Source organism: Streptosporangium sp. NPDC020145 (genome assembly GCF_040631275.1).
Classification (GTDB): Bacteria; Actinomycetota; Actinomycetes; order Streptosporangiales; family Streptosporangiaceae; genus Streptosporangium.
The window spans coordinates 126,883-152,085 of the sequence record NZ_JBEXZT010000019.1 but is presented as its reverse complement, the minus strand read 5'-3'; the positions used below and the strand labels follow the sequence as shown (position 1 = coordinate 152,085).

Sequence of the window (25,203 nt, the reverse complement as noted above, 5' to 3'; positions counted from 1 at the left end):
CCGTCGAATGCGGCATCAACCGGCTCAAACGCCATCGCGGCGCCGCCACCCGCTACGACAAACTCGCCGCCCGTTACGAGGCCAGCCTTCACATCGCCATCATCAACGACTGGCTGCTGACCTCACTTTGAGACAACTCCTAGGTTCCGCGTGTCATCGGCGATGCCTTACCAAGGTCGGCCGCTGCCCGCTGCTGTCGTTCATGGTCTTCGGAGGGAGCGGTTCATTCGCCGGGCGTAGGGGTCTGTGCTCGGGGTGGAGGCTCGGCCGCGGTGCCGCCCCGTCGGTAAGTTGTTCGGTTCGATCTCTTCGGCCGGAGCGAACAAGGCGGGTTGGTTTTGTTTGGGTTACATCGACTCAGCCGAACAAAATCATGGGAGAGCCGGTGTCAGGACCGGGCAGACCGTCCAGGGCGACTGTGTGCCAGCGTCTCGACGAGGCCGTTCGAGAGCTTCGTGACCGTCTGGGCGGGCTGCCTTCGCCTGCTGAGGCGGAGGACATCTGGTCTGACATCTGGCACCAGGAGGCTCACAACAGCACTGCGATCGAGGGCAACACGCTCGTGTTGCAGGAGGTGGAGAAGCTCCTTGAGGAGGGCCGGGCGGTGGGCGCGAAGCCTCTCAGGGACTACACGGAGGTGAGGGGGTACGGCGACGCCGCGAAGTGGGTGTACGGGCAGGCGCTGGAGCCGGGAGACTGGCAGAACGGAGATCTCATCACGCTCCAGGAGATTCGGCGATACATCACACCGCCATGTCGCTCGTGTGGGCTGTGGACCCTCACCCGCACGCCACTCCTGCCGAAGGCCCGGGGAACTTCCGGCGACATGAGATCGCCAAGTTCCCCGGGGGTATGAAGCCGCCGTCATGGCCGGAGGTCGACTCCCGGATGCGGGACTGGGTGAAGATCGTCGATGGCCTCCGCGGTGAGTCCGAGGAGCCCCTCCCCGAACGCTTGGCACATGTTCACAATCGGTTCGAGCAGATACATCCGTTCCTTGACGGCAACGGGCGGACGGGCCGTTTGGTGCTCAACTTGGTACTCGGCAGGATCGGCTATCCACCGGCGATCATCTACAAGCGCGACCGTGACAAGTATCTGCAGGCGATGCGCCGAGCCGACAATGACGAGTTCGGCCCGTTGGGTGAACTCGTCGCACGCAGCGTGACGACGAATCTGTATCGCTTTGTCATGCCGGCGATGGCCGGTCCGGTCAAGCTCGTCCCCCTGCCCGCCCTCGCGACACGCGACGTCACCGAGAACGCCCTCCGGGTGGCTGCCGCACGGGGGCGCCTGCGTGCGGTCAAGGGCGACGACGGGATGTGGCGCAGCAGCAAGAAGTGGGTGAACGACTATCTCAAGTCAAGGCACCGCAGGTCGTGATGCGTCCGCTGCGGATGAGAAGTCGCCCAGGTGGCAGGACCGCTGAAGAGGTTCGGCGTCTCGGCCTGGACGGTGATTCGCGAAGCCGGTCGTCTCGCCGCTGCGGGATCGCCGATCCGTGGGTGATCCAGGTGGGCACCGTACGGCGGGTCAGGGCTGGGCGTGGCGGGTGAGGCCGAGGGTGGCGATGAGGTCCTCGTGGAGTTCGAACCAGACACGGTGGCAGGAGTCCACGTCGGTGCGGTCGACCCAGGCGCCGTCCCCCGCCTGTGCGCGTGTCAGGGCCGCGGCGAAACGTGTGTCGTATCCGCGGAACCGCGTGAGGACGTGACCGAGCCGGCCCACGAGCGGGGTGAGCGCCCGGCCGACGCAGGCGAGTTCGTGGAGGACTCCGGCGTCCCAGGTGGGGTCGGAGTGGTCGTTGACGGCGAGCCGATCGTTGGCGGCGGGCCGGAGTTGCCAGTCGGTGCAGGCCTGCAGCAGGAGAGCGTTCAGCGGGAGGAACCTGCGGTGGACGTCTCGGACCTCGTCGGCGGCGCCCGCGAGGGTGAGTTCGGCCGCGAGCCGGCGCTCGTTCTCGGCCCGGCCGGGTTCGGTCAACGACCAGCCTCTGGTGTCGGCGAAGGAGGTGTGCTCGACCCAGCCACGGCTCTCGGCCTCGCGTAGCACCTCTTCCGCCGTGGCCGTGTCGAGCCCGTACCGGCGGGCGATCACCGGGGTGTCCGCGAACCCGGTGACGCGTACGGCGTGCAGGATCAGGAGGTCGGGCGAGGAGTCGTGTGTCATGAGCCGGTGTCCTGTCGTGCGGTCAGGCGGGTGTAGTGCTGCTGGCATGCCTGCGGGGAGTTGAACCCCATCACGTGCGCCATCTGCGCCCAGGTCAGGCCCGCGCTTCTGGCGATGAACAGCAGGGCGGATTCGAGCCCTTCGACCTCGGCTCGTGCGGCGGGCAGGAGGGCGAGCGCGTCCAGGATGCCCTCCGGGTCCAGGTCGGCGTTGCGCCAGACGGCGAACTGCACGAGGTCGACCGCCGACAGCGGGGCGGGCGGGGGACGCCACGGACGGGCGTCGAGCTCGTTCGCGCCCAGGTCAAGAAGCCGCTCACGCGCGTCCCGCTCACGCCCGGCCTGGGCGTGGTCGGCGTGCGCGCCGGAGGCGATGTCGTCCTTGCGTGACATGCGTCCCAGCATGCACAATCAACAAATTGTTGTCAATGTTATGTTGAAGGGCGAAGCGGATGATCGTTTCCCTTGGGGAGGCCGTCGCCGACACCTGCGGGGGCAAGGCCGGTGCGCTCGGCGCGTTGCTCAGGGCGGGTCTGCCGGTTCCCGACGGCTTCGTCGTCCCGTTCGCCGCCTACCTCGCGGCCGGACCGGGCGGCGCCGACGCGGCGCGGCAGGAGATCGGGGCCCGCCCGGTTCCCGCCGCCGTGATCGACGCGCTGGGGCGCGCGTTGGACGAACTCGGCGAGCCGTCCGTGGCCGTACGGTCATCGGCGGCGAAGGAGGACACCGGTCAGGCGTCGGCCGCCGGTCAGCACGAGAGCTTCCTCGCCGTGCACGGACCCGACGAGGTCGCCGAAGCCGTAGGAGCCTGCTGGGCCTCGTTGTTCTCCCCGCGTGCCGTCGCCTACCGGGCCGGCTCCGGCTGCGACGACCTTCTGATGGCCGTCATCGTCCAACGCCACCTGGACGCCGAGGTGTCCGGGGTCATGTTCACTCCCGCGGGTCCGGACGACGTGACCCGGATCGAGGCGTCCTGGGGTCTCGGCCCCAGTGTCGTCGAGGGCAGGGTCACCCCTGACGCCTACCGTGTCTCCAGGGACGGGTCGGTCATCCGTACCGTCGCGGACAAACGGCGGCGTCTTGACCGGAGGGGCACGCGGCTCGTCGTCCACGACGTGCCCGTCGCCGCCCGGGACCGGCCGGTGATCGACGACGCGACCGCCACGCGGCTGGCCGAGCTGGGCGAACGGATCGCCGCCGTGCTCGGCGGCCCGCAGGACGTCGAGTGGGCGATCGCCGACGGCCGCGTCTGGATTCTGCAGGCACGGCCGGTCACCGCCGCGCTCCCGCCACCCCTCTCCGGTGCCTTGGACGTCACGGCCACCGGGCTCGCCGGGACGCCGGGCAGCCACGGGACCGTGACCGGCACCGCGAGGATCGTCCGTGGTTTCGGCGACTTCGCGCGGGTGAGCCCGGGGGACATCCTCGTCTGCCCCTTCACCGACCCCGCCTGGACGCCGCTGCTGCGCGTCGCCGCGGGAGTCGTCACCGAGACGGGAGGCGTGCTCTCCCACGCCGCGATCGTCGCCAGAGAACACGGCATCCCCGCCGTCCTCGGCGTTCCTGACGCGACGAACAGGCTCCGCGACGGCGCCGTCATCACCGTCGACGGCACCGCCGGAACCGTCACGGCCGACCACCTCCGTCCGAGAGGAGACGGGGCCCCCGCCCCTGACCACGCATGACGACCAGACACCTCTACCTCGTGCGTCACGGCGCGGCCGACGCGTTCGGGGAACTCACCGACACCGGGCGTCGGCAGGTGGGCCTGCTGGGCGAACGGCTCGCGGGTGTACCGGTCGACGTCGTGTGGCACTCTCCGCTACCGCGTGCCGTGGCGAGCGCGCGTGAACTCGCCCGTCGTCTACCGGGCGTGCCGGTGATCGAGGCCGCCGAACTCGTCGACCATGTGCCCTACGTTCCCACCGCGGCCGAGACGCCTCCGTCCTGGGCCGGCTTCTTCGACGGCTACGACGATGCCGAGGCGGCCTCCGGCCAGAGCCTCGCCGAGGCCCTGGTCGCCCGGTTCGCGAAGGTCACCGGCTCGGCCGCGAGGGCTCCGAGGTCCACCCACGAGGTCCTGGTGACGCACGCCTATCCGATCGCGTGGCTGGTACGGCACGCGCTGGACGCGCCGCCGTCGCGGTGGCTCGGGCTGAACAGCGCCAACACCGCCCTGACGGTCATCGAGTACCGCGACGGCCTGCCACCGACGATCGTGATGTTCAACGACATGAGCCACCTCCCGCCTGACCTGCGCTGGACCGGATTCCCCGAAGGCGTCAGGCCGTGAGATCACCAGGCCCGGACTGTTCAAGGCCGATCGGCAGGGGTTTCTGTGTGGGCGGAAAGCGCCGAATTCCGGCCCGGGTTCACCTGGTTCGTTCCGCGTTCAATTGAGCCTGGGCTTTTTTCGGCGAGGGGTTTCTTCGCGCGGTCACGCCTTCGGCGTTTTCTCAGCCGCCGACGAAAAGTCGTGACACGTTCGTCCGCGGCGTCGGCCGGGTTTCCCCGGCCCCGGAGAAGAGGAACGGGCCCACGGGCGATTGCGCCGATCCCGTGGACCCGTTCTCGTCAGGTGGTCGTTATTCGACGGAGCAGAGCCTGCCGTTGAGGGCGAACCTCAGGGGGGCGGGCTGGGTGCCGCTGTAGGAGGCGGCGAACCCGATCTGGGTCGTCGAACCGGGGTTGACGACCTTGTTCCACTGCTTGTTCGTGCCGCTGATCCGCGAGCCGTTCTGGGTCCAGTCCGCGGACCAGCCCGAGGTGAGCTGCGCGGACGACGCCGGGTAGTCGACCGACAGCGTCCAGCCGTCGATCGGGGTCGTGCCGATGTTCCGCACGTTGATCTCCGCGTTCAGTGTCGAGCTCCACGTCGCCGCGCGGTAGGAGACCGTGCACGTCGGGGTCGGGGTGGGGAAGCCCTCCCTGGCCAGGACGGACAGCATGGAGGACGGCTCGCTGAGGTTGCCGGCCTCGTCCTGGGCGACCACGAAGTAGTTGTAGCGCCGCCCGACGACCACGTCGGACTCGGCGAAGTTCAGGACGCCGGAGGACGAGATCGTACCGACCCTGTCGTAGGCCGAGGGGTTCTCACGGTAGACGTCGTACTCCTTGACCCCGACGTTGTCGGTCGAGGGCTGCCAGCAGAACGTGGCGCCCCGGTAGTCCTGCAGGCAGGCGTCCTGCAGGCCGGTCGGCCGGCTCGGCGGCACGCGGTCGCCGGGCTTCGGGGACGGCGAGGGCGACGGGGTCATCCCGGTCAGCGCCGGCACCGTGATCAGTTCGGACGGCGGGCTGACGTTCCCCTCCGCGTCCCTGGCCACGACGTACAGCGTGTACCGGCGGTTCAACTCGCCGGAGACGACGCTGCTCGGGTAGGTCGTGGTGGCGGCGAGGACGAAGCCGTCGACGTCCAGGCGGTACACGTCGTAGATGACGCCCCCGCTTTCGTCCGACGAGGCACTCCAGCAGATGGAGGCGTAGCCGGTCTGGGTGACGGGGGCGAGTGGCACCGGGCAGTGCCACAGGCCGACAGGGCGCGTCGGGGAGCCGGGATTGGTCTGCGTGCTCGTGGGGCTGGGGCTGGGAGTGGACGCGTGGGCGATGCCCCCCCATGGGGCGGCGGCCATGCTGATCGCCAGCATGGCCGTCAGTAACGCCACCGTGAGAAACCCGAGGCTGAGGAGGACCGTCCCGGAGGATCGTCTGCCGATTTGCATGATGTCCCTGTCGAATCGTCTTTTGGCGTTTGTCCCCCCGCGGTGATTGTGGAGTGTTTTTGACATTCCGTAAAGTCACGATTTTGCAGGCTGGCGAAAGCCCAGGTCCCGCCGTATGACGTCGGTCGGCGCCTGGCGCGTCCGGCACGGGCCGCCGTCACCGGCCGTGCCCGCAGGCGCTCGACCTCCGTGGCGGAGAGAGCGCGGGGCGGCCGCCCAGGCCGTCATCGCCCCAGGTCACGCCCAGCTCGGGCGGTGTGACGCAGTTCACGTCACGTTCCCGGCCCCTGACCGGTTCTCAGCGGGCGAGAAAGGGAGAGACAGATGACCCATCACATCGTGGTTCTCGGAGCGGGGTACGCGGGGCTGGTCGCAGCCAAGCTGGCGGCGCGACAGAAGGGGACCAGGGTCACCCTGGTCAACCGGCGGGACCACTTCGTGGAGCGGGTACGGCTGCACCAGCTCGTCACCGGTCAGCGTCTTCGTGACCTGCCGCTGGCCGACCTGCTCGCGGGCACCGGGGTCGAGCTGGTCGTCGACACGGTGACCGGGATCGACGCCGACACCCGGACGGTACGGCCGGCGCACGCCCCGGAGATCGGCTACGACACACTCGTCTACGCGCTGGGGAGCCAGGCCGACCTGAGCCCGGTGCCCGGAGCGGCCGAGCACGCCCACACCGTCGCCACCCTCGACCAGGCCGAGCGGCTCAGGGCTCGGCTGCGGGACGGCGGCACCGCGGTCGTCGTCGGGGGCGGGCTCACCGGCATCGAGACGGCGGCCGAACTGGCGGAGTGCCTGCCGGAGGTGAAGGTACGGCTGGTCACCGAGGGGGCGTTGGGCGGCGCGCTGTCGCGGCGGGCCCAACGGCACCTCAACGCGGCCTTCGGCCGTCTCGCCGTCGAGGTGCGCGAGCACGCCAGGGTGGCCGAGGTGCACGACGACCACGTCACGCTGGAGGGTGGAGAGCGGCTCGGTGCCGACGTCACGATCTGGACGACCGGCTTCCGGGTTCCCGAGCTGGCGCGCCAGGCCGGGTTCTCCGTCGACGACGACGGGCGCATGCTGGTGGACCCGACGCTCCGCTCGGTCTCGCACCGGGAGGTGTACGGCATCGGCGACGCGGCGGCCGTGCGCACGGCCGACGGCGTGGAGTTGCGGATGGCCTGCGCGACGGGGCTTCCGGTGGCCCAGCAGGCCGTACGGGCGATCACCGCGCGTCTGGCGGGGCGGACGCCCGATCCGGTGCGCTTCAGGTACGCCAACCAGTGCGTCAGCCTGGGCCGCGACGACGGTCTGATCCAGTTCGTGCGCGGGGACGACAGCCCGGTCGAGATGGTGCTCACCGGGCGGACGGCCGCCGTCTACAAGGAGGCCATCGTGAGGGGCACCGTCATGGCGTTGCGTCACCCGTGGATGCCGACGCGGATGCCCGGACGCTGACGGGCGCGGGGGCGTCGTCAACAGTCAGGGGGATCCTCGGTAGGCCGCGAGCGGGACCGGTGGATCACCTCCCAGGGGGACGATCTTCACCCGGGGTACGACCAAAAATTGATCTTCACCGCGCCGCCTCTCTGAATGTGATCGCACGCAGAAGGGAACCGATGGAGATGAAGATGAGGACGTATGGCAGGGTCGTGCCCCTTGTGGCGGCGACCGCCGCGGTGGCGGCACTGACCGTCGCCTCTCCCGCCTCGGCCGCGTCCACCGCGGCGGTGACGATCAGGGTCGAGCGGGCCTACTCCGAGAACGTGCCGGAGTGGGGCACGCAGTTCACCTGCCCGACGAACCAGGTGCTCACCGGCCGTTCGCACACCGGTGACGAGAACGCCTGGACCACGTACTACTGCAGCTGGATCCTCATCAACGGCGAGCAGGTCCGGGTGTCCCTCGGGGACTGGACCCCCGGCCAGAAGGAGAGCAGGTCCAGCTACAGCGCCCCGGCGGACCAGGCGCTCGTCGGCCGTTCGCACACCGGTGACGAGAACGGCACCACGCGCTACCGCACCGCCACGCTGTCCTGGCAGGGCCGTCCGGTACGGCTCACCGGCGCCGTCTGGAGCGGCGACCTCAAGGAGAGCAGGCACACCTTCCAGGCGGACTACAACCGGGTCCTCGTGGGCCGTTCGCACAGCGGTGACGAGAACGGCAAGACCCGCTACCAGCACGCCCTTGTGACCTTCGAGGGCTGATCCGCCCATCGTCGGCCCGGTCGCCGAGGTGATCGGGCCATCCCGGCGGGAGACGGGTCCTGTGGCCGTCATCGCACAGGCCGTGCGGGTCCGTACGAGGCCGCGCGGTTCCGCGCAGGTTCACGCGGGTCCGTGCCGCACCGTGATCCGTGTCCCGCCTTTCGGCCGCAAACGCACGCAGAAGGGAACCGAGAAGATGAAGACGAGGACGTACGGCAGGGCCGTACCCGTGGTGGCGGCCGCCGCCGCGGCGGCGCTGACCATGGCCTCTCCCGCCTCGGCCGCGACGATCAAGGTCGAGCGCATCTACCAGGAGACCGTGCTGGAACGGGCGGACGCCTTCGACTGCCCGGCGAACCAGGTGCTCACCGGTCGTTCGCACATCGGTGACGAGAACACCAGGACCACGTACTACTGCAGCTGGATCTTCATCAACGGCGAGCAGGTCGAGGTGCACTCGGGAGACTGGACCGCCAGCCAGCGGGAGAGCAAGTCCAGCTACATCGCCCCCACGGACCAGGCGCTCGTCGGCAGGTGGCACACCGGTGACGAGAACGGCATGACGCGCTACCGCACCGGCGCCCTGTACTGGCAGGGCCGTCAGGTGCGGCTGACCAACCTGACCTGGAGCGGTGAGTACAAGGAGAGCAACCACAACGCGCAGGCCGGCTACAACCAGGTCATCGTCGGCCGTTCGCACAGCGGTGACGAGAACGGCAAGACCCGTTACCTGTACGCCACGGTGACCTTCACGGAGTGATCCGAGGCCCCCTGTGACCCTGATCGCCGCCGACACCCCCCACGGCGGCGATCAGCCGTTTTCCGAGGTGCCCGCCGTACGGCGAAGGCTGTCAGGTCAGGGGGCCCGCGAAGACGATGATCTCGTCGATGTCTCCGGCGGTGGTCACGTGGACGACGTCCGTGCCGGACAGCACGGTCTCGCCGTCGGCCGTCTCGTAGCGCCAGCCGAACCTCGCCCACTCTCCCGGGGCGTCCACCCGGGTCGTCCTGACGAGGCGCCCCGGCCCGGCGGGGTGGCCGTGGACGACCTCGGTGATGAAGTCGTTGACGGCCTCACGGCCGGCACCCCGGCCGAGCGGTCCCCAGAAGACGACGTCGGCGCTCACCGCACGGCTCAGGAGGGTGGCGCGACGCTCGGGGTCGGAGGTGGCGGTGGCCTCGACGAAGACGTCGATCGCCTGCGCGTGGAGATCGTGGAGATCGTCGCCCATGGCCCCGGGTCCTTTCGACGGTACGTTCCCGACACGCTACAGCGAGCGTACGACGGTCAAGATGTCCTAGGTCGTGGGGGAGGGGCGTTCTACGATCCTGGGAAGGGGGTGGAGGCCATGGCGGAGGAACTGACGGGTCTGGCGGGGCTGCTGTACGAGATGGGGTTGCTCAAGCGGTACCGGCGCACGGGGTGGCTGGTCGCGGGGGTGCGGGATCCGGAGAGCATCGCCGACCACTCCTTCAGGGCGGCGGTCATCGCGAGCGTGATCGCGGCGCTTGAGGGCGGGAATCCCGAGCGGGCCGCGTTCATGAGCCTGTTCCACGACACCCAGGAGACCCGGATCACCGACATCCCCTACCTCGGCAAGCGTTATCTGAAGGCGGCCTCGAACGAGGAGGTCACCGCCGACCAGGTGAGCGGGGTGCCCGAGGTCGTGGCGGGGATGGTGCGCGGCGCGGTCGCCGAGTACGAGGAGAAGACCAGTCTCGAAGCCGTCTGCGCCCGTGACGCCGACAAGCTCGAATGCCTCGTCCAGGCCGTCGAGTACCGCGAGCAGGGGCACCAGAACGTCCAGCCGTGGATCGACAGCTCGCTGGCCGCGCTGCGGACGGCCTCGGCCAAGCGGCTGGCGGACGAGGTGCTCGACACGGGGTCGCTGGAGTGGGTGACCCAGGTCCTCAACGGCGACTGAGCGCTTCCCGAGAGGGCGGGCCCGGAGGTCAGGGAACCGTCAAGGGAAGGTATCGTGAGGATGTTCGCCCAGCTCAGCCCCCTTCCGCCTGCTCGGCGGCCCCGTTCGGGGAACCGCCGGAGGAAGGCCGGGGAGAGCCACGGGGAAGCTCGGAAAGCTTAGGAAAGCCCCATGAGCACTCACGTTCACGTCCGTGTCAGCGACGGCCTGGCCGTCACCGAGACCGGCGACCTGGTCGAGGGCTACCGCTGCGGGTGCGGCGCCACCTGGACGAGGGTCCACCGGGCCGACGAGGGACAGCCGGAGCGCTGAACCCCCCGCCGTCCGGGGCGCGCGAGGGCGCGGGTCAGGCGCGTACGGCGCACAGGAGACGGTTGTGGCCGCGCTGCCACAGGCAGCCGACCTCGACGAAGCCCGCGTCCAGCAGCGCGTCGACGTGCGTGGACAGCAGTGGGGACTCGGAGCCGTGGTGGTCGGCGCCCGCGGTGGCCCGCTCGGTGTTGAGCTCGGCGAAGTCGGGGTCGGCGGCGACCGCGTCCCACCACTGACGCCAGTCCTCGGGACGGTTCCCGGCGAACCTGCGCTCGGCCTCCCGGTCGTGCACGACGCGTTCGAGCCGGGCCAGGACCGGGGTGGTGTCGTCGGTCTCCAGGTGGTCGCCGTTGAGCAGCAGCCCGCCGGGGCGCAGTACGGTCGCCACCTCGGCGTACACCTTCGCGATGTCCTGCGGGGAGATCCAGTGCAGCGCCGTGGTGCTCACCACGGCGTCGGCGGGCCCGTCCAGGCCGAGCAGGTCGCTCCAGCCGGGGACGCGCAGGTCGAGGGAGACGAACCTGAGGCGCGGATCGGGGTAGGCGGCCCGGCCGAGACCGAGCAGCAGCGGGTCGGCGTCGACCGCGACCACCCTGGCCTCGGGGAGGCGTTCCAGGATTCGGGCGGCCAGTGAGCCGGGCCCGCAGCCGAGGTCGAGGACGAGAGGGTCGGGACGGCCCGCCGCCTCGACGGCGTCGACCAACGCGATGAAACGCTCCTCGCGGTCGGGCAGGTAGCCCTCCTGCTGGCGGTCCCAACGCGTGATCCACTCGTGTGCGACATCGTAGGTGAGCACACAGGCCTCCTTGTGACCGTCTTCTATGCTTTAGACAGTTACAAACTAGAACGCGAGAAGGTAACCGGTCAAGTGGATTTCAACAGTCACACCGATGGGGTCGTCCGGATCGCGGTCGCACTGGTCAACGCGTTGACGCCGGGAGAGGCCCGAGGCCGTCCCTTCGCGCCGCCCCACGACCTCGCCGCCGCGGCCACCGAGGTGCTGCGGGACGCCGGATACCCCGACCACGAGAGGCTCACCGAGGACGAGGCCGCCGAACTGACCGGGATCGCGGCCAGACTGCGCGAGGTCTTCGAGGCCGTCGCGGCCGAGGACGTCGACACCGCCGCCCTGAGGGTCAACGACCTGCTCACCGAGACGCGGGCCCGGCCCTCACTCCAGCGGCACGACGGCGAACCCTGGCACCTGCACTTCCACGGCCCCGGCGGGACCGTGTCCGCCGACTGGGGGGCCAGTTGCGCCACCGGCCTGGCGATCGTGCTGGGCGGCGAGTTCCGCGACCGCCTCGGCGTCTGTACGGCCCCGCACTGCGACCGCGTCTACGTGGACGTCTCCCGCAACGGCACCCGCCGCTTCTGCGGCACCGCCTGCCAGAACCGCGTCAAGACCGCGGCCTTCCGCGCCAGGGAGGCCAGGGGGAGACTCACTCCGTGACCAGGCCCGCCTCGTGGGCCAGAACGGCCGCCTGGACCCGGTTCCGCAGGTCGAGACGGGTGAGGATGGCGCTGACGTGCCCCTTGACCGTGCCCTCGACGAGCCCGAGCCGCCTGGCGATCTGGGCGTTGGACAGCCCGGCGCCGAGCAGGGCGAGCACGTCGCGCTCCCGCTCCGTGAGCGTCTCGACTCTGGCACGGGCCGCCGTGGCACGGCCCAGCCGGGGTGAGCGGAGCTCCCCGATCACCCGCGCGGCCATCCTCGGCGACAGGTAGGCGCCGCCCCCGGCGACCGCGTGCACCCCGGCGATCAGCTCCCGGGGGTTGCCCGACTTGAGCAGGAAACCACGCACACCGTCGTCGAGCGCCCTGGTCAGGTAGGCGTCCTCACCGAAGGTCGTGAGCACGGCGACGGCGACCGAGGGGGCCGCACGGATGATCTCGACGGCGGCGGAGAGGCCGTCGAGCCGGGGCATGCGGATGTCGAGCAGGGCGACGTCCGGCCGGTGCGCGAGGGCCATCTCGACGGCCTCCCGCCCGTCCCCGGCCTCGGCAACCACCTCGATGGCCGGATCGGTGGCGAGGATGGCGCCGACCCCGGCCCTGACCATCTCGTCGTCGTCGGCCAGCAGCACCCTGATCATGACTCCCCCACGTGTGGCAGCGTGGCCACGACCTCGAACTCCCCGCCGCGCGGTCCCGCGCGGAAGGTCCCGCCGTGCTGCGGGACGTACTCACGCAGCGCCGCCAGACCCGCCCCTCCTCCCGCGCCCCGCCGTACACGGCGGGGGAGGGGGTTGACGACGGTGACCACGGTCGTGCCGTCCGAGGTGGCCAGCCGTACTCGCACGGCCTCCCCGGCGGCGTGTTTCGCGGCGTTGGTCAGCGCCTCCTGGACGACGCGGTGGGCGACCCGGCCGACCACGGGCGGCAGGTGCCCTACGCCGTGCCATTCGAGCGAGACCGGCAGGCCCGCGCCCGAGGCCCGATCGACGAGGGCCCGCACGTCCTCGGCGTCGCGGGCCGGGGCCGGGCTCAGCGGCGCGGGGCCGCCGTCGCGCAGCAGGGCGAGGACCTCGGCCAGGCGCTCGGTCGCGAGCCCGGCGCCCTCCCGCAGCTCTGCGGCGGCCCTGCGGTGGCGTTCGTCCAGGTCGGAGGCCATCTCAAGGGCCCCGGCGCGCAGCGCGAGCAGGCTCAGCTCGTGCCCGAGCGTGTCGTGCATGTCGTGGGCGATACGGGCGCGTTCCTGGAGCATGGCCCGCTCCGCGGTGACCACGACCAGTTCGGCCTGCTGGTGCGCGGAACGGCCGAGCAGCCACGGCAGCGCGACCGTCAGGCCGAGCAGCAGCGCCCCCACCCCCCACACCTCGCCTCTGACCAGGCCGAACACGACGTCGAGCACCACCCCGGCCGCGCACGCGCCCAGAGCGGGAGCCACCTTCGGCGCCCCGCGCCCGGCCAGCAGACTGATCACGAAGACGGCCACGCAGAGCGCGCTGCTCCACACCGGCACGTTGTCGGTCATGCTCAGCGCCACGGTGACGCTCGTCACCGCGCACACCCCGAGCGCGGCCACCGGGTACGGCCCCAGCAACGCCACCCCCGCGACGGGGGCGAGCAGGGCGGCGACCAATGCCCACCCGGCCAGCTCGTCATGGGACATGGCGACGACGGCCAGCAGCCCCACGAGCAGGACGGACGCCCACGGCGGGACGGGCGAACGCGCCGCCGCCCGGCGTATCCAGCTCGTCATGACACCGACACTATCGAGGCCATCGCCATCCAGGTCATCACCGCCCAGGTCATCACTGCCCAGGTCATCACTGCCCAGGACATCACCGGTCAGGAGGTCACCGGCCGGGACGAAAGGTACGGCGGAGCCGTACGAGGGCGACGACGCGGGTGGTCAGCACGGCGAGGTTCGACAGGGCCGCGACCGCCGTCCAGGTGACCAGCGCGACCGAGTAGTAGAACAGCTGCAGGTGGGTGAGGTCCCGTCCACCCCCGGCGAGCATGCCGAGCAGGCGGGGCAGGAGGACCAGCAGGACGAGGGGGAACAGCCGGGGCAGCAGCCTCGGCAGGAGCCGCCACGACGGCCGGGAGACGAACCGCTCCGCCCAGCGTCCGGTGCGCCGCAGGTTGCGCACCCCCAGGGCCAGGCTCAGCAGGGTGAGGCAGGCCAGCACCAGGTCGATGGTCAGCCGCAACGAGGAACCGGTCTCCGGGCTTCCACCGGTCACGAGGGTGGCCAGCTCCTCCGCCAGCGCGCCGATGCCCTCGTTGCCGAGGCCGATGCCGCCGTTGCCGATGACCGCGATGCCGTAGCCGCCGGGAAGCAGCAGCTGGTGGGCGGTGTAGGTGAACCAGATGCCGCTGTGGCTCACCCGGCCCCTCGCGTCGGTGTCCCAGCCGAGGCCGTACGTCCAGCGCCGGTCGGAGGGGGTGTGCGTGGTCCGCACGCCCTCGGTGGACAGCAGCCGGGTACCGTTCGGGGCCACGCCCCCCTTGTTCTGCGTGATCAGCCAGACGGCCATGTCCTCGGCGGTGGTGATCACGCCGTCCGAGCCGCCGACGAACCGCTTCGGCTCCGGGGCGGGGACCGACATCCCGTAGGCGTAGAGGTGTCCCTCGCGCACCCCGGGCGGCAGGTCACGCGGCGTCTGGGAGATCGTGGTCGTCGAACGCATCCCGGCGGGCCCGAACACCTGCCGCCGCATGTACTCGGCGAACGGCTCACCCGTGACGACCTCGACCAGCCGGGCGGCGAGGTGGTAGTTCGTGTTCGTGTAGAGGTGCCGGGTGCCCGGCTCCGCGGCCAGCGTCGCCGTCCTGGTGCGCGTCACGGCGTCGGCGGGGGAGTCGGGCTGCGGCAGGCTCTTCTCCGGGAAGGTGCCGTCGCTGAGCCCGGAGGTCTGCTCCAGCAACTGGCGTACGGTGATCCGCTCGCCACGGGGGTCGGCGATGCGGAAGCCGGGCAGATAGCCGCGCACCGGGGCGTCCAGGACCACCTTGCCCGCCTCGGCCAGCCGCATCACGGCGAGCGCGGTGAAGGACTTGCTGACCGACGCGACCGGCATCGGCGTCGCCGCGGTCACCGCCGCGCCCGAGGAGTCGTGGCCGTACCCGCCGGTGTACAGCACCCGGTCACCCAGGGTGATCGCGGTGGCTATGCCCGGGTAGCCGGTCCTGGCGGCGTACTCGGCGACCACCCGTTCGATCGCCGCGGGAGTCGGCTCCCGTACGGCTCGCGCCTCCCGCGCGGCGACCGCCGCGGCCGGCGGTACGGTGACCGCCGTGGTCGTCAGGGCCATCAGGAGGGCGACCGCCGTGGTCGCCGTTCTCCGCCTCGAACCTCTGTTCCGCCACACAACGCGCTCCGATCGTCTCGTTGACGAACGTCACGCTAAACACCGTGAATCACCAGGTCAGGAGCCCGAAGTAAGGGGTGACCCCTGACTTTCGTCAGGTGCGGGTTTTCTCTTGGTGGCCTGGGAGGTTCGTGGGGCGCCATAGGCTGTGGGGCATGCAGGAACCGGTGGAGAAGCAGACGAGCGCCCTGTCGAAGATCGCCCTGCTGGCCGGTGCCGGGGTGGCGGCGGGCGCGCTGGTCGCGGGACTCGCGCTACCGGCGGTGGGCGGCGCGGGCTTCGGACTGATCTCAGCGAGTAACGAGATGAACCTCGCACCCGAGGAGCTCGTGGAGCCGCCCCCGGCCGAAGTCACGGTCGTCGAAGACTCCAAGGGCAAGCCGATCGCCCGCTTCTACGAGCAGTACCGCGAGGTCGTGGGGTTCGACGAGATCGCCCCGATCATGAAGACGGCCATCATCTCGATCGAGGACTACCGCTTCTACGAGCACGGCCCGATCGACATCGAGGGCACGATCCGGGCGCTCGCCAAGAACCTGCAGGCGGGCGGGGTCGCCCAGGGCGGTTCCAGCATCACCCAGCAGTACGTCAAGCAGGTGCTGCTCAACGCCGCCGACACCGAGGCGGCCAAGAACAAGGCGCTTGAGGCCAGCTACGCGCGCAAGCTCAAGGAGCTGCGCTACGCCATGGCGGTCGAGAAGAAGTACACCAAGGACGAGATCCTGGCGAAGTATCTGAACATCGCCTACTTCGGTGCGAGCGCCTACGGGGTCGAGGCGGCGGCCAAGCGGTTCTTCGGCATCAGGGCCGACCAGCTCACCCTGCCGCAGGCCGCGACGCTGGCCGGGGCCGTGCAGGACCCCAACGCCACCGACCCCAACCTGGGCAGGAAGCAGCAGGAGAAGCTGCTGAAGCGGCGCAACGTCGTGCTCGACCGGATGGCCGAGCTCGGCAAGATCTCCAAGGACGACGCCGCGAAGGCGAAGGCCACCAAGCTCGGCTACAGGGGCACTGGCCTGCCCGGCGGATGCGAGTCCAGCAAGTACCCGTACTTCTGCATCTACGTCCGCAACGAGATCCTGAAAAATCCGGACTTCGGGAAGAAGGCCGCCGACCGGCTGAAGTTCCTCAACCGGGGCGGCCTGACGATCAAGACCACGATCGACTCCGACATGCAGGCCGCAGCGGAGAAGGCCATCAAGAAGCGGGTCCACGCCTCGGACAACCCGCTCGCCGCCGAGGCGCTGGTCCAGCCGGGCACCGGGGCCATCAAGGCCATGGCCGCCAGCAAGCCGTACGGCGGGGACACCGACAAGCACGAGCTGGCCTACAACCCCGTCGCCGACGCCGCGCACGGCGGCCTCACCGGCTTCCAGGCCGGATCGACCTTCAAGACCTTCACCCTGATCACCGCGCTGAGCAAGGGCATGAAGATCAGCGACGGCTTCAACGTCGGCGCGGGCTACACCGCGGCCGGTTACTCGACGTTCAAGAACTGCGCGGGCGGCACCGCCGGAGACCCGAGCCACACCGTCACCAACGACGAGGGCTCTCCCGGCTGGCGGACCCTGCAGACGGGCACGTGGGGCTCGGTCAACACCTTCTTCATGACGCTCGAACAGCACGTCGGGCTCTGTGAGGTGGTCAAGACCGCCAAGTCGCTGGGCATCCACCGCTCCGACGGGGCCAAGCTCCAGGAGTACGAGACCTTCACCCTCGGCACCAACGAGATGGACCCGGTGACCGTGGCCAACGCCTACGCCGCGATCGGCGCCCGCGGGAAGTACTGCGCGCCGATGGCGATCTCCCAGATCACCGACCGCGACGGCAAGGTCACCACCTACAAGCCCAAGTGCCGTCAGGCACTCGACCCCGAGGTCGCCGACGCGACGGCCGACGTCCTCTCCGGCGTGCTCACCAAGGGCACCATGCGGGGGGTCGGCGGCATCGGCCGGGACGCGGCGGGCAAGACCGGTACCACCGACGGCTACGCCTCCGCCTGGTTCGCCGGGTTCACCCCCGACCTGGCGGGCGCCGTCAGCATCGGCGACCCGCGCGGCTCGCAGACCCACAAGCTGGTGGGCGTCACCATCGGCGGCACCTACTACGGCTCGGTCGTCGGTGCCAGCATCTCCGGGCCGATCTGGAAGGACACCATGCTGGCGGCCCTGAAGGACGTCCCGCCGACCAAGTTCACCCCGATCAACACCTCGCGGTTCGGCGGATGCGGCCAGAGCTGCCAGCCCGCGCCCCCGCCGGACGAGAACGACCGGGGTCCGGGCGACGACAACAACGACGACTGGCGGAGCGACAACGGCGACCGGGGCGGCTGGGGGAACCACGGCCGTGAGAACGACACGGGGGGCAACGGCCGGGGTCCCTTCGGCTGACCGCGGGCCCGCTCAGGCGGGCCGGGCGATGGTCTCGGTCAGACGGGAGAAGGAGTCACCCCCGTGACCGGCCTCGACGGCCCGCCGCGCGACCGCCCTGGCCGCGTCGATCACCCCGGTGTCCAGCCCCCTCGCCTGGGAGGCGTGGGCGATGTGGTCCATCCCCGCCAGGGCCGACAGCAGCGCCGAGGCGGAGCCGGGATGCTCGCCCTCGTCGACGTGGCGGGCGAACTCGTCGATGGCGACGGGCAGCAGGGCGCCGATCCCCTTGGCGAACGGGGCCAGCTCCCTGGCTGACACGCCCTCGGCCCTGGCCAGCGCGAAGGCGTGGACCAGGCCGCTCACCGACGTCCAGAACAGGTCGAGCAGGGCGACGTCGTAGGACGCGGCCCGCCCGGGGTCGGCGCCCAGATAGACGCCGCCCGCGCCCAGCGCCCCCAGCGTCGCGCGGTGCTCCTGGTAGGTCTCCTGGTCCCCGCTGTACAGGATGACGGCCTCGGGACCTCCGATGGACGTCGTCGGGGTCATGATGGCGCCGTCGAGATAGCGCACGCCGTTCTCCTCGGCCCAGGCGGCGGCCCGGCGGGAGCGTTCCGGCGTGTCGGCGGTGAGGTTGACTAGGGCCCTGCCCTTGAGGGCGGGTCCCGCGGGTTCGACGATCGCGTGCACGGCGTCGTAGTCGATCACGCAGACGACCGTCAGCGGGCTCGCCTCGACGGCCTCGGCCGGGGTGCCCGCCCTGGCCGCGCCCCTGGCGACCAGGGTCTCGTCCTTGCCCGCCGTACGGTTCCACACGGTCGTCGGGTGGCCGTTGTCGAGGAAGGCGCCCGCCAGCGCCTGGCCCATCGGCCCCAGGCCGAGAACCGTCACCGGAACACGGTGGTCGTGTGTCATCTTCCATCCGTCTCTGAGTCTGGGAAAGGGGATGTCCTGCCGGCGGGGACGTTTCGATGCTGGTTCCCAGCCCGGGTTTCCTCAAGTACCCACTCTCCTGTCAGCTGCTTACCTCCCGGTAAGTGACCGTCGGGTTCCGTGGGCCGCTGCCCGGAGGACGGGGCCCGGGGGTACGGAAAAATCCTGAGAAAAGTTTCGGGTGGGGTGTCGAAATCGCGTCGGCCCGTTCGAAGCGTGGTCAGAAGGCCGACACACGCCCGGACGATCCGGGCGAAGAAGGAGACACACGATGCGGTACATGATCACCCTCAGCCTCAGCGAGCAGCCGCAGACCCCGCCGCCCGCCGAACTGATGGAGGCCATCGCCAAGCTGGGGGAGGAGGCCACCGCCGCCGGTGTCCTGCTCGACACCGCGGGGCTGGCACCGAGCGACCAGGGGGCACGGGTCGAGCTGACCGGCGGACGGCTGAGCGTCACGGACGGCCCCTTCGCCGAGTCGAAGGAGCTCATCAGCTACGCGCTCTACCAGGTGGGCTCGAAGGAGGAGGCCGTCGAGTGGGCCTCACGCTTCCTGCGGCTGCACCGGGACCTCTGGGCCGGTTGGGAGGGGCAGGCGGACATTCGGCGCGTTTTCGGCCCCGAGGACTTCGCCGCCTCCGCCTAGGATCGGTGGCCGTGACGGGTGATGACGTTCGCCGGGTGGTCGAGGCGGTCTGGCGGATGGAGTCCGCCCGGGTGGTCGGCGGGCTCGCCCGCATGGTGCACGACGTCGGGCTCGCGGAGGAACTGGCGCAGGACGCCCTGGTCGCCGCGCTCGAACAGTGGCCGGAGACGGGCGTGCCGGACAACCCCGGCGCCTGGATCACCCTCACCGCCAAGCACCGGGCGATCGACCGGCTGCGCCGCGTGACCCGTTACGACCGCAAGCTCGAAGAGGTCGGCAGGGACATGGAGATCCGCAGGCAGGCGGCGGAGGCGGAACTGGACGACGTCCTCGACGACCACGTCGGCGACGACGTGCTGCGACTGCTCTTCACCGCCTGCCATCCCGTGCTGCCCACGGAGGGACGGCTCGCGCTCACCCTGCGTCTGCTCGGCGGGCTGACGACGCGGGAGATCGCGCGGGCCTTCCTGGTGGCCGAGCCGACCGTCGGACAGCGGATCTCCCGGGCCAAACGGACCCTCACCGAACGGCGGGTGCGGATCGAGATGCCCGCGCCCGCCGAGATGGGGGAGCGGCTCTCGTCCGTCCTCGAAGTGATCTACCTCATCTTCAACGAGGGTTACTCGGCGACCGGAGGCGGCGACTGGACGCGTCCGGCGCTGTGTGAGGAGGCGCTGCGGCTGGGCAGGCTCACCGCGAGTCTTGTGCCGGGCGAGCCGGAGGCGCACGGCCTGGTCGCGCTGATGGAGATCCAGGCGTCCCGTCTCGGCGCGCGGACCGGGCCGGACGGTGAACCCGTGCTCCTGCTCGACCAGGACAGGAGCATGTGGGACCGGCTGCTCATCCGCCGTGGCCTGGAGGCGCTGGGCCGGGCCGAGGCGCTCGGCACCCTCGGCCCGTACGGCCTGCAGGCGGCGATCGCCGCCTGTCACGCCCGTGCCCTCCACGCCGAGGACACCGACTGGGAGCGGATGGCCGCGCTCTACCGGGTGCTCGCCCACGTGGCGCCCTCTCCCGTCGTCGAGTTGAACCGCGCGGTCGCGGTCGCCATGGCGTACGGCCCGGCGAAGGGCCTGGAGATCGTGGACGGGCTGGCCGGGGAACGCGCGCTCAGGGACTATCCGCAGCTGCCCGCTGTACGGGGGGATCTGCTGGCGCGGCTCGGCCGTACCGAGGAGGCGCGGGCGGAGTTCGGGCGCGCCGCCGCGCTGACCCGCAACGAGCGGGAGCGGGCCGTCTTCCTGGCCCGCGCTTCAGGCCCGGTCGTACCAGGTGACGGTCGCGCCGTTGCTGAAGGAGCGGCTCGCGGCCGGGGTGAAGAGCGTGGGACCGAAGGCCCCGGAGAAGGCTGAGACGCCCGCGCCCGCGACCACGGGGTAGCTCTTGACGATCATTTCGTCGATCTCCGGGAGCAGGGAGCCCGCGAGCTTGCCGCCTCCGCACAGCAGGATGTCCAGGCCGTCCTCCTTCTTCAGCGCGCGGACCAGCTCCACGGGGTCGCCGGAGACGAGATCGACCGTGGGGTCGGCGATCTCGGGGATGGTGGTCGAGACGACGTACTGCCTCAGGTGCGTGTAGGGGCTGGTGATCCCGGCGTCGAGGGCGGGCTGGTAGGTGCCGCGTCCCATCAGGATCGTGTCGAAGCGGTTGTTCGGCGCGTCGAGGCCGAAGTGCGCCCGGACGTGGACGGGGACGGTCTCCGGATACCTGGCGTTCATCCACGTCGTCATGTCGTCGGCCAGGGGGTAGAAGTCGTACTCGCCGCCGGGACCCGCGATGTAGCCGTCGATGCTGACACCGATGTAGTAGACAAGCTTTCGCATACATTCACTCCACTTGAAGTACTATGTTCGTAGTGGTTTGGACCGTAGTACTACATGTGGAGTGGTGTCAACCGAGATGCGACAGAACCAGGCGAGACGGGCCGCGCTGCTCGACGCCGCGATCGACGTGCTGGCCCGCGAGGGCGCGCGCGGCCTGACCTTCCGTGCCGTGGACGCCCAGGCGGGGGTGCCGGGCGGTACGGCCTCCAACTACTTCGCCAACCGCGACGACCTGCTGACCCAGGCGGGGGTGCGCGTCTACGAGCACCTTGAGCCGGACGCCGAGACCGTGGCCAGGAGCCTTGAGGGCACCCGTGACCGCGAGCGGGTGAAGCAGCTCATGCACGAGCTGGTCGAGCGGGTCAGTACCTACCGGGCCGGCTATCTGGCCCTGCTCGAACTGCGCCTTGAGGCGACCCGCAGGCCCGGACTGCGCGACGTGCTCACTCCGAGAATCAGGGCGGACGTCGACGCGAACATCGGCTATCACCTGAACTCGGGGCTTCCCGGCGACGCGACGGCGGTGACCCTGCTCTATCTGGCGATGAACTGGCTGATCGTGGAACGGCTCACGCTGCCCGGGGTCTTCGGGGAGGAACAGGCGCGTGAGCTGGTCGAACGCGCGGTCGAACGCCTCATCCCGGAGGGGTGACCGTTTCGACGAAAAAGCACTACAAAGCGTGATATAAGTGGCGAGAATTGTCGTTTCGTGAAACCTCGATGAACAGAATATTCGTGGTGATATGAGAATTTTCGCGCTGGTCGCCGGGGCTGTTATGGCGGTTTTAGTGGCTTTTGGAGTGCTTGGTGAGTTAAGTGGAGAAAGTGGCTTTTCCACCTCATCGGTAAGCTCGGTGAACTCGGCGGCGACCGTGCGCGAGGTGGCCTCTGCCGAGGGAGTGCGGGCGGCGGGAGCTCAGGTGGCCGCCGCCGGCACCAAGACGGTGAAGACCTCGATCCTGAAGGTCGGCGGGAAGTCCTACCTCTCCGCCCGCGTGACCAGCACGTACGGCGTCGCCAGGCGGTTCACCGTGAAGCAGCGCGTCTGCGCGGCCCGCACCTGCCGGACGGTCGACGTCGTCCTGACCGTCGGGGCGGGCATGACCGGCTGGCAGGAGAGGTATCTCGGCACCGGCTCCTACCGCAGAAGCGGCGCCCCCCGTGTCACGGCGACCGCCCCGCCCACGCCGCCCGCCGTACCCGCCGCTCCGCTGCCCGTCGCCACGCCGACGGTGACCGTGACGGTCAGGGAGACGGTACGGGAGACGGTCACCCTCGCTCCCGTCGTCGCGGCCACCCCCACGGTCACCGTCACCGTCACGGCTCCCGCACAGGGGACCGAGGACACACTGTGCGGCGCGCCCGCCAACTCCTACGGCTTCACCTTCTGCACGTCAGGCGCCAGGGTGACCACGCCCGTGACGGAGGCCTGCCAGGTGTTCGGCTGCATCGACAACTTCTATGCGGGCGAGGGCTATCTGGTCATGTGTGTGGACGGGAAGGTGAGCATGTCCGGTGGGCTCTCTGGGGTCTGCTCCTACCACGAGGGTTGGCTCAGGGACATCTACCGCTTCGCGGTCTGAGGGCTTTTCGCGGAGGACCGGGGGAAATACCCTGCACGGCATGATTGAGGTGGAGCTGCGCGGCTGGGGGCCGGACGACGTGGGGGTCGTGATCGGCGCGTTCGAGTCGCCCGACATGGCCGACCAGGCGGCACGGCCGATCGACACGCGGCGGGCCGCGCTCGAATGGATGGGGACGTGGGGCTTTCGTGACGACGCCCACGCCTTCGCGGTCGTCTCCGGCGGCCAGGTGGTCGGCAACGTCGCGGTGAGCAACATCGACGCGCACGACACCGGCTGGGTGTCCTACTGGACGGTTCCACACGCCAGGGGCCGGGGGGTGGCGGTCGCGGCCGTCACCAAACTGGCCCGCTGGGCCTTCGCCGAACGGGGGCTGTTCCGCCTCGAACTGGGGCACCGGATGAACAACCCGGCCTCGTGTACGGTGGCGACCCGGGCGGGCTTCCCTGCCGAGGGGGTCGAGCGGGCCAAGCTGAACTACGGGGGCGTGCGGCACGATGTGGAGCGGCACGCGCGCCTGGCCACGGACTGATCCAATGGACCGTACGGGCCAAAATACTGATCCCAAAGCATGATTTTTCGCGCTATAGGGGAGTTTGTCGATAGCTGCAATATCCGTGCTTGACGCCCTGGTCAGGGCGGGGAAACGGGTGCCGGGGTGGGCGCCGTGCCAACAGCTGATGAACAACGCGGGGGGCGGAAGCTAATCGTTTTTCGGGAAATATAGAGTTTTCTCGGAAACGGGAACCTTTGGCTTCTAAGGCGCGTCCACACTGAGAAAGGGGGAGGCGATCCACAGTGGATGACATCGCGAGGCTGATCGGCTTCGAGGCGAAGCTGGCGTCGCAGGAGGCGCTGGCTCACGGCGGTGACCTGGAGAGCGCGGGCGCCGTCCAGCTCGTCAGGTTCTGCCCGACGCTGATCACGGCGGAGGTCGACGACGACGCCGCCTGTGTACGGTTCCAGATCGTCGACGAGGACCTGCGCTGGTTCTGCACCTGTGAGCCAGGCAGAAAGGGCAACTTCTGCGCCCACTGCGTGGCGACGGCCAACTCGGTCGCCGGAGCCGTCCGACGCACCGAGGCCCTCCAGCCCCGCAACACCTCACGTCCGATGGCCGTGTGAGCAGGCCCTGACGCACCCCCTGGCACCCGCACCGGTGCCAGGCCCGTGGGGTGGGCTTGTCGGGGTGAGATCCCTCCAGGACTGATGAGCGCCGCCGCCTGAGGCGGTCACGGGCCCAATCATGTGGGCGTTGCCTGCGAACCCTTCAGGGCGATGAGTGACAACCTCTCTTCCTCATCTCCTTCTTCGACAGGGAGATCACCGCTTTAGCGGCATGTTCGCGTGAACCAGCGGTCTCCCGGCGAACCCGTCTTCGTACGGACCCGGATGGGGTGGCCTTCCACGTAAGGGGTCAGGGGCAGTGGGCGTGGTCGTGGAGGGCTTCCAGGAAGCGTGTGGTGTCGCTCAGGTCCGGTAGGACACAGGACGCCCCCGCCTGTCGAAGCTCCTCGACCCCGGTGCGGCCTGTCGCCACCGCGATGACCGGCACACCGTTCTGAACGGCGGCCTCCACATCAGCCGGGGTGTCGCCGATGACCACTGCCTCGTGCGGTTCCAGCGGCCCGCCGTACAGGGCGGCGGCGCGTTTCACCGCGATCCGCACCAGCTCGGCCCGCACGTCGTCGTCCTCACCGAACGCGCCCGCCTCCCAGGTGATGGCACGGTCAAGCCCGAACGTGTGCAGTTTGAACCGGGCGACCTCGCGGACGTTACCGGTCACCACCGTCTGCACCACCCCGTCTCGGTCGGCCACGGCTTGCAGCGCGGCAGCCGCTCCCGCCAGGGCATGGCCCCGCTGTCGTACCTCAACCCGCCGCAGTAGATGAGCCTCGGCCAGGGCGGCGGCGAACCGCTCGAAATCATCCCTGCCGGTCGTCAGGCCGTGCAGCCGGGCGGTCTCCCGGAAGATCACCGCCTCGGTGAGGCCGTCGATCCTGGCCTGCTGCCGCATGACCACCCCGGTCACCCGCTCGAACGCCTGCGCCGACAGCTCACGCCCGATGCCTCGCATGTCGATCAGTGTGTGATCGATGTCCCACAACACCACCCGGGTCACCGCCACCCCCTCGATGTACGGCTCGCTCTTGTCGGAATCCGGATCGCCCGAAGATCAAATGTCGGTAAGAGGATCACTTTATGCGGGGTTCCCGGTGAGGGGAGGCCTCAACGCCAGGTGTGAGGGAGGGGCGTGTTCAGGCTGGTTCGGCGCCGTGGGCGGTGGCGATGGTGTCGATGTGGTGGGCCAGGTCGAAGTCCTTGGCGGTGAGGCGGTGTCCGGCGTCGTGGGTGGTGACGGCGAAGCGGATGCGTTGCCAGGTGATGTGCATGTCGGGGTGGTGTCCGACCTCGCGGGCCTTGGCCGCGACGTACACGGCCAGGTGGACGCACTCGTGGTAGGTGTGCCGGAAGGTCCGCTCGATCGTGTGCCCGTTCCGTTCCCAGCCGGGCAACCCGGCCAGCCGCTCGGCGATCTCCTCATCGGACAACGGGTGGAGGGTCATGGTCGTCTCCGCGTTGAAGGTCATGGGCTCGTCAGCAGGTGAGTGCCGTCGTGGTGGCGTACGGTGGGTGGTTGGTCGGGGCGCATGGCGTCCAGGGCACGTACGGCGAATGCCTCGTTGGCGAGGGTTTTCACTTCCTGGGG

Annotated in this window: 29 protein-coding genes; 17 read left to right on the top strand and 12 right to left on the bottom strand. The window is 70.0% G+C overall.

The genetic code is table 11. From position 1 onward, the window contains the following. The first annotated feature begins 418 nt into the window (after positions 1-418). Positions 419-856: a hypothetical protein gene (locus tag ABZ463_RS28840; protein WP_362780840.1), complete on the top strand. Its 438-nt coding sequence runs from the start codon at positions 419-421 to the stop codon at positions 854-856. Beyond that, entirely contained in the window at positions 754-1,383 is a 630-nt protein-coding gene (locus ABZ463_RS28835; RefSeq protein ID WP_362780828.1) for a Fic family protein, read from the top strand. Before ABZ463_RS28840 ends, ABZ463_RS28835 begins: the two co-directional genes overlap by 103 nt. 150 nt (positions 1,384-1,533) lie before the next feature. Here ABZ463_RS28835 and ABZ463_RS28830 read toward each other — a convergent pair whose 3' ends face one another. Together ABZ463_RS28830 and ABZ463_RS28825 are read right to left on the bottom strand one after the other, a co-directional pair. Then, entirely contained in the window at positions 1,534-2,169 is a 636-nt protein-coding gene (locus ABZ463_RS28830; RefSeq protein WP_362780826.1) for a transcriptional regulator, read from the bottom strand. After that, a complete protein-coding gene (locus tag ABZ463_RS28825) occupies positions 2,166-2,561 on the bottom strand; it encodes a DNA-binding protein (protein WP_352010894.1) in 396 nt (131 codons plus the stop codon). The genes ABZ463_RS28830 and ABZ463_RS28825 overlap by 4 nt, the downstream gene beginning before the upstream one ends. Before the next feature lie 59 nt (positions 2,562-2,620). Between ABZ463_RS28825 and ABZ463_RS28820 the strand changes: the two genes are divergently transcribed. Both ABZ463_RS28820 and ABZ463_RS28815 read left to right on the top strand, forming a co-directional pair. Then, positions 2,621-3,853 (top strand): PEP/pyruvate-binding domain-containing protein, encoded by a 1,233-nt coding sequence (locus ABZ463_RS28820; protein WP_362780824.1) that lies wholly within the window; start codon positions 2,621-2,623, stop codon positions 3,851-3,853. Next, complete coding sequence (locus tag ABZ463_RS28815; RefSeq protein ID WP_362780822.1) at positions 3,850-4,461, top strand: histidine phosphatase family protein; 612 nt, start codon at positions 3,850-3,852, stop codon at positions 4,459-4,461. The genes ABZ463_RS28820 and ABZ463_RS28815 overlap by 4 nt, the downstream gene beginning before the upstream one ends. A gap of 292 nt (positions 4,462-4,753) precedes the next feature. On the opposite strand, the gene ABZ463_RS28810 is transcribed toward ABZ463_RS28815, so the two are convergent. Continuing rightward, a complete protein-coding gene (locus ABZ463_RS28810; RefSeq protein ID WP_362780820.1) occupies positions 4,754-5,833 on the bottom strand; it encodes a cellulose binding domain-containing protein in 1,080 nt (359 codons plus the stop codon). Positions 5,834-6,214: 381 nt separating this feature from the next. Between ABZ463_RS28810 and ABZ463_RS28805 the strand changes: the two genes are divergently transcribed. From ABZ463_RS28805 to ABZ463_RS28795, 3 genes are all read left to right on the top strand, one after another. Further along, the gene (locus ABZ463_RS28805; protein WP_362780817.1) at positions 6,215-7,333 is read left to right on the top strand and encodes an FAD-dependent oxidoreductase; all 1,119 of its coding nucleotides are present in this window, start codon (positions 6,215-6,217) and stop codon (positions 7,331-7,333) included. Positions 7,334-7,506: 173 nt separating this feature from the next. After that, positions 7,507-8,082: a hypothetical protein gene (locus tag ABZ463_RS28800; protein WP_362780815.1), complete on the top strand. Its 576-nt coding sequence runs from the start codon at positions 7,507-7,509 to the stop codon at positions 8,080-8,082. Between the two features lie 196 nt (positions 8,083-8,278). Next, the gene (locus ABZ463_RS28795) at positions 8,279-8,842 is read left to right on the top strand and encodes a hypothetical protein (protein ID WP_352010888.1); all 564 of its coding nucleotides are present in this window, start codon (positions 8,279-8,281) and stop codon (positions 8,840-8,842) included. A gap of 91 nt (positions 8,843-8,933) precedes the next feature. Here ABZ463_RS28795 and ABZ463_RS28790 read toward each other — a convergent pair whose 3' ends face one another. After that, positions 8,934-9,314, bottom strand: coding sequence for a nuclear transport factor 2 family protein (locus ABZ463_RS28790; protein WP_352010887.1), 381 nt, complete (start codon positions 9,312-9,314; stop codon positions 8,934-8,936). 117 nt (positions 9,315-9,431) lie between these two features. Between ABZ463_RS28790 and ABZ463_RS28785 the strand changes: the two genes are divergently transcribed. Together ABZ463_RS28785 and ABZ463_RS28780 are read left to right on the top strand one after the other, a co-directional pair. Then, positions 9,432-10,007 carry an HD domain-containing protein gene (locus ABZ463_RS28785; RefSeq protein WP_352010886.1) on the top strand — a complete coding sequence of 192 codons (576 nt, stop codon included), beginning with the start codon at positions 9,432-9,434 and terminating at the stop codon, positions 10,005-10,007. 171 nt (positions 10,008-10,178) lie between these two features. Further along, positions 10,179-10,319 carry a hypothetical protein gene (locus ABZ463_RS28780; protein ID WP_352010885.1) on the top strand — a complete coding sequence of 47 codons (141 nt, stop codon included), beginning with the start codon at positions 10,179-10,181 and terminating at the stop codon, positions 10,317-10,319. A 34-nt stretch (positions 10,320-10,353) separates the two neighbouring features. On the opposite strand, the gene ABZ463_RS28775 is transcribed toward ABZ463_RS28780, so the two are convergent. Continuing rightward, on the bottom strand, positions 10,354-11,115 hold the full coding sequence (locus ABZ463_RS28775; protein ID WP_362780811.1) for a class I SAM-dependent methyltransferase: 762 nt from the start codon (positions 11,113-11,115) through the stop codon (positions 10,354-10,356). A gap of 72 nt (positions 11,116-11,187) precedes the next feature. On the opposite strand from ABZ463_RS28775, the gene ABZ463_RS28770 reads away from it, so the two are divergent. Continuing rightward, positions 11,188-11,772 (top strand): CGNR zinc finger domain-containing protein, encoded by a 585-nt coding sequence (locus ABZ463_RS28770; protein WP_352010883.1) that lies wholly within the window; start codon positions 11,188-11,190, stop codon positions 11,770-11,772. On the opposite strand, the gene ABZ463_RS28765 is transcribed toward ABZ463_RS28770, so the two are convergent. From ABZ463_RS28765 to ABZ463_RS28755, 3 genes are all read right to left on the bottom strand, one after another. Then, positions 11,762-12,415, bottom strand: a complete 654-nt coding sequence (locus ABZ463_RS28765) for a response regulator transcription factor (RefSeq protein ID WP_362780808.1) — start codon at positions 12,413-12,415, stop codon at positions 11,762-11,764. The genes ABZ463_RS28770 and ABZ463_RS28765 overlap by 11 nt on opposite strands. Continuing rightward, positions 12,412-13,524 (bottom strand): histidine kinase, encoded by a 1,113-nt coding sequence (locus ABZ463_RS28760; protein WP_352010881.1) that lies wholly within the window; start codon positions 13,522-13,524, stop codon positions 12,412-12,414. The genes ABZ463_RS28765 and ABZ463_RS28760 overlap by 4 nt, the downstream gene beginning before the upstream one ends. 97 nt (positions 13,525-13,621) lie before the next feature. Next, positions 13,622-15,082, bottom strand: a complete 1,461-nt coding sequence (locus tag ABZ463_RS28755) for a serine hydrolase domain-containing protein (RefSeq protein ID WP_362780805.1) — start codon at positions 15,080-15,082, stop codon at positions 13,622-13,624. Between the two features lie 212 nt (positions 15,083-15,294). Here ABZ463_RS28755 and ABZ463_RS28750 point away from each other — a divergent pair, with 212 nt between their 5' ends. Then, the gene (locus tag ABZ463_RS28750; protein ID WP_352010879.1) at positions 15,295-17,529 is read left to right on the top strand and encodes a transglycosylase domain-containing protein; all 2,235 of its coding nucleotides are present in this window, start codon (positions 15,295-15,297) and stop codon (positions 17,527-17,529) included. Between the two features lie 12 nt (positions 17,530-17,541). On the opposite strand, the gene ABZ463_RS28745 is transcribed toward ABZ463_RS28750, so the two are convergent. Beyond that, complete coding sequence (locus ABZ463_RS28745) at positions 17,542-18,399, bottom strand: NAD(P)-binding domain-containing protein (protein WP_362780802.1); 858 nt, start codon at positions 18,397-18,399, stop codon at positions 17,542-17,544. Between the two features lie 313 nt (positions 18,400-18,712). On the opposite strand from ABZ463_RS28745, the gene ABZ463_RS28740 reads away from it, so the two are divergent. Both ABZ463_RS28740 and ABZ463_RS28735 read left to right on the top strand, forming a co-directional pair. Beyond that, complete coding sequence (locus tag ABZ463_RS28740) at positions 18,713-19,087, top strand: YciI family protein (RefSeq protein WP_362780799.1); 375 nt, start codon at positions 18,713-18,715, stop codon at positions 19,085-19,087. Positions 19,088-19,143: 56 nt separating this feature from the next. After that, the gene (locus tag ABZ463_RS28735; protein ID WP_362780837.1) at positions 19,144-20,439 is read left to right on the top strand and encodes an RNA polymerase sigma factor; all 1,296 of its coding nucleotides are present in this window, start codon (positions 19,144-19,146) and stop codon (positions 20,437-20,439) included. Here the strand turns inward: ABZ463_RS28735 and ABZ463_RS28730 are convergent. Next, the gene (locus ABZ463_RS28730) at positions 20,341-20,910 is read right to left on the bottom strand and encodes a dihydrofolate reductase family protein (RefSeq protein WP_352010876.1); all 570 of its coding nucleotides are present in this window, start codon (positions 20,908-20,910) and stop codon (positions 20,341-20,343) included. The genes ABZ463_RS28735 and ABZ463_RS28730 overlap by 99 nt on opposite strands. Before the next feature lie 76 nt (positions 20,911-20,986). On the opposite strand from ABZ463_RS28730, the gene ABZ463_RS28725 reads away from it, so the two are divergent. From ABZ463_RS28725 to ABZ463_RS28710, 4 genes are all read left to right on the top strand, one after another. Next, the gene (locus ABZ463_RS28725; RefSeq protein ID WP_352010875.1) at positions 20,987-21,562 is read left to right on the top strand and encodes a TetR family transcriptional regulator; all 576 of its coding nucleotides are present in this window, start codon (positions 20,987-20,989) and stop codon (positions 21,560-21,562) included. A gap of 229 nt (positions 21,563-21,791) precedes the next feature. After that, positions 21,792-22,493, top strand: a complete 702-nt coding sequence (locus ABZ463_RS28720) for a hypothetical protein (protein WP_362780794.1) — start codon at positions 21,792-21,794, stop codon at positions 22,491-22,493. Positions 22,494-22,533: 40 nt separating this feature from the next. Beyond that, positions 22,534-23,025, top strand: coding sequence for a GNAT family protein (locus tag ABZ463_RS28715; protein WP_352010873.1), 492 nt, complete (start codon positions 22,534-22,536; stop codon positions 23,023-23,025). Positions 23,026-23,291: 266 nt separating this feature from the next. Further along, positions 23,292-23,618 (top strand): hypothetical protein, encoded by a 327-nt coding sequence (locus tag ABZ463_RS28710; RefSeq protein ID WP_352010872.1) that lies wholly within the window; start codon positions 23,292-23,294, stop codon positions 23,616-23,618. A gap of 292 nt (positions 23,619-23,910) precedes the next feature. Here the strand turns inward: ABZ463_RS28710 and ABZ463_RS28705 are convergent, their stop codons facing one another. Both ABZ463_RS28705 and ABZ463_RS28700 read right to left on the bottom strand, forming a co-directional pair. Further along, positions 23,911-24,603, bottom strand: coding sequence for an HAD family hydrolase (locus ABZ463_RS28705; RefSeq protein WP_362780835.1), 693 nt, complete (start codon positions 24,601-24,603; stop codon positions 23,911-23,913). Positions 24,604-24,751: 148 nt separating this feature from the next. After that, positions 24,752-25,084, bottom strand: coding sequence for a 4a-hydroxytetrahydrobiopterin dehydratase (locus tag ABZ463_RS28700; RefSeq protein ID WP_362780790.1), 333 nt, complete (start codon positions 25,082-25,084; stop codon positions 24,752-24,754). Positions 25,085-25,203 lie beyond the last annotated feature (119 nt).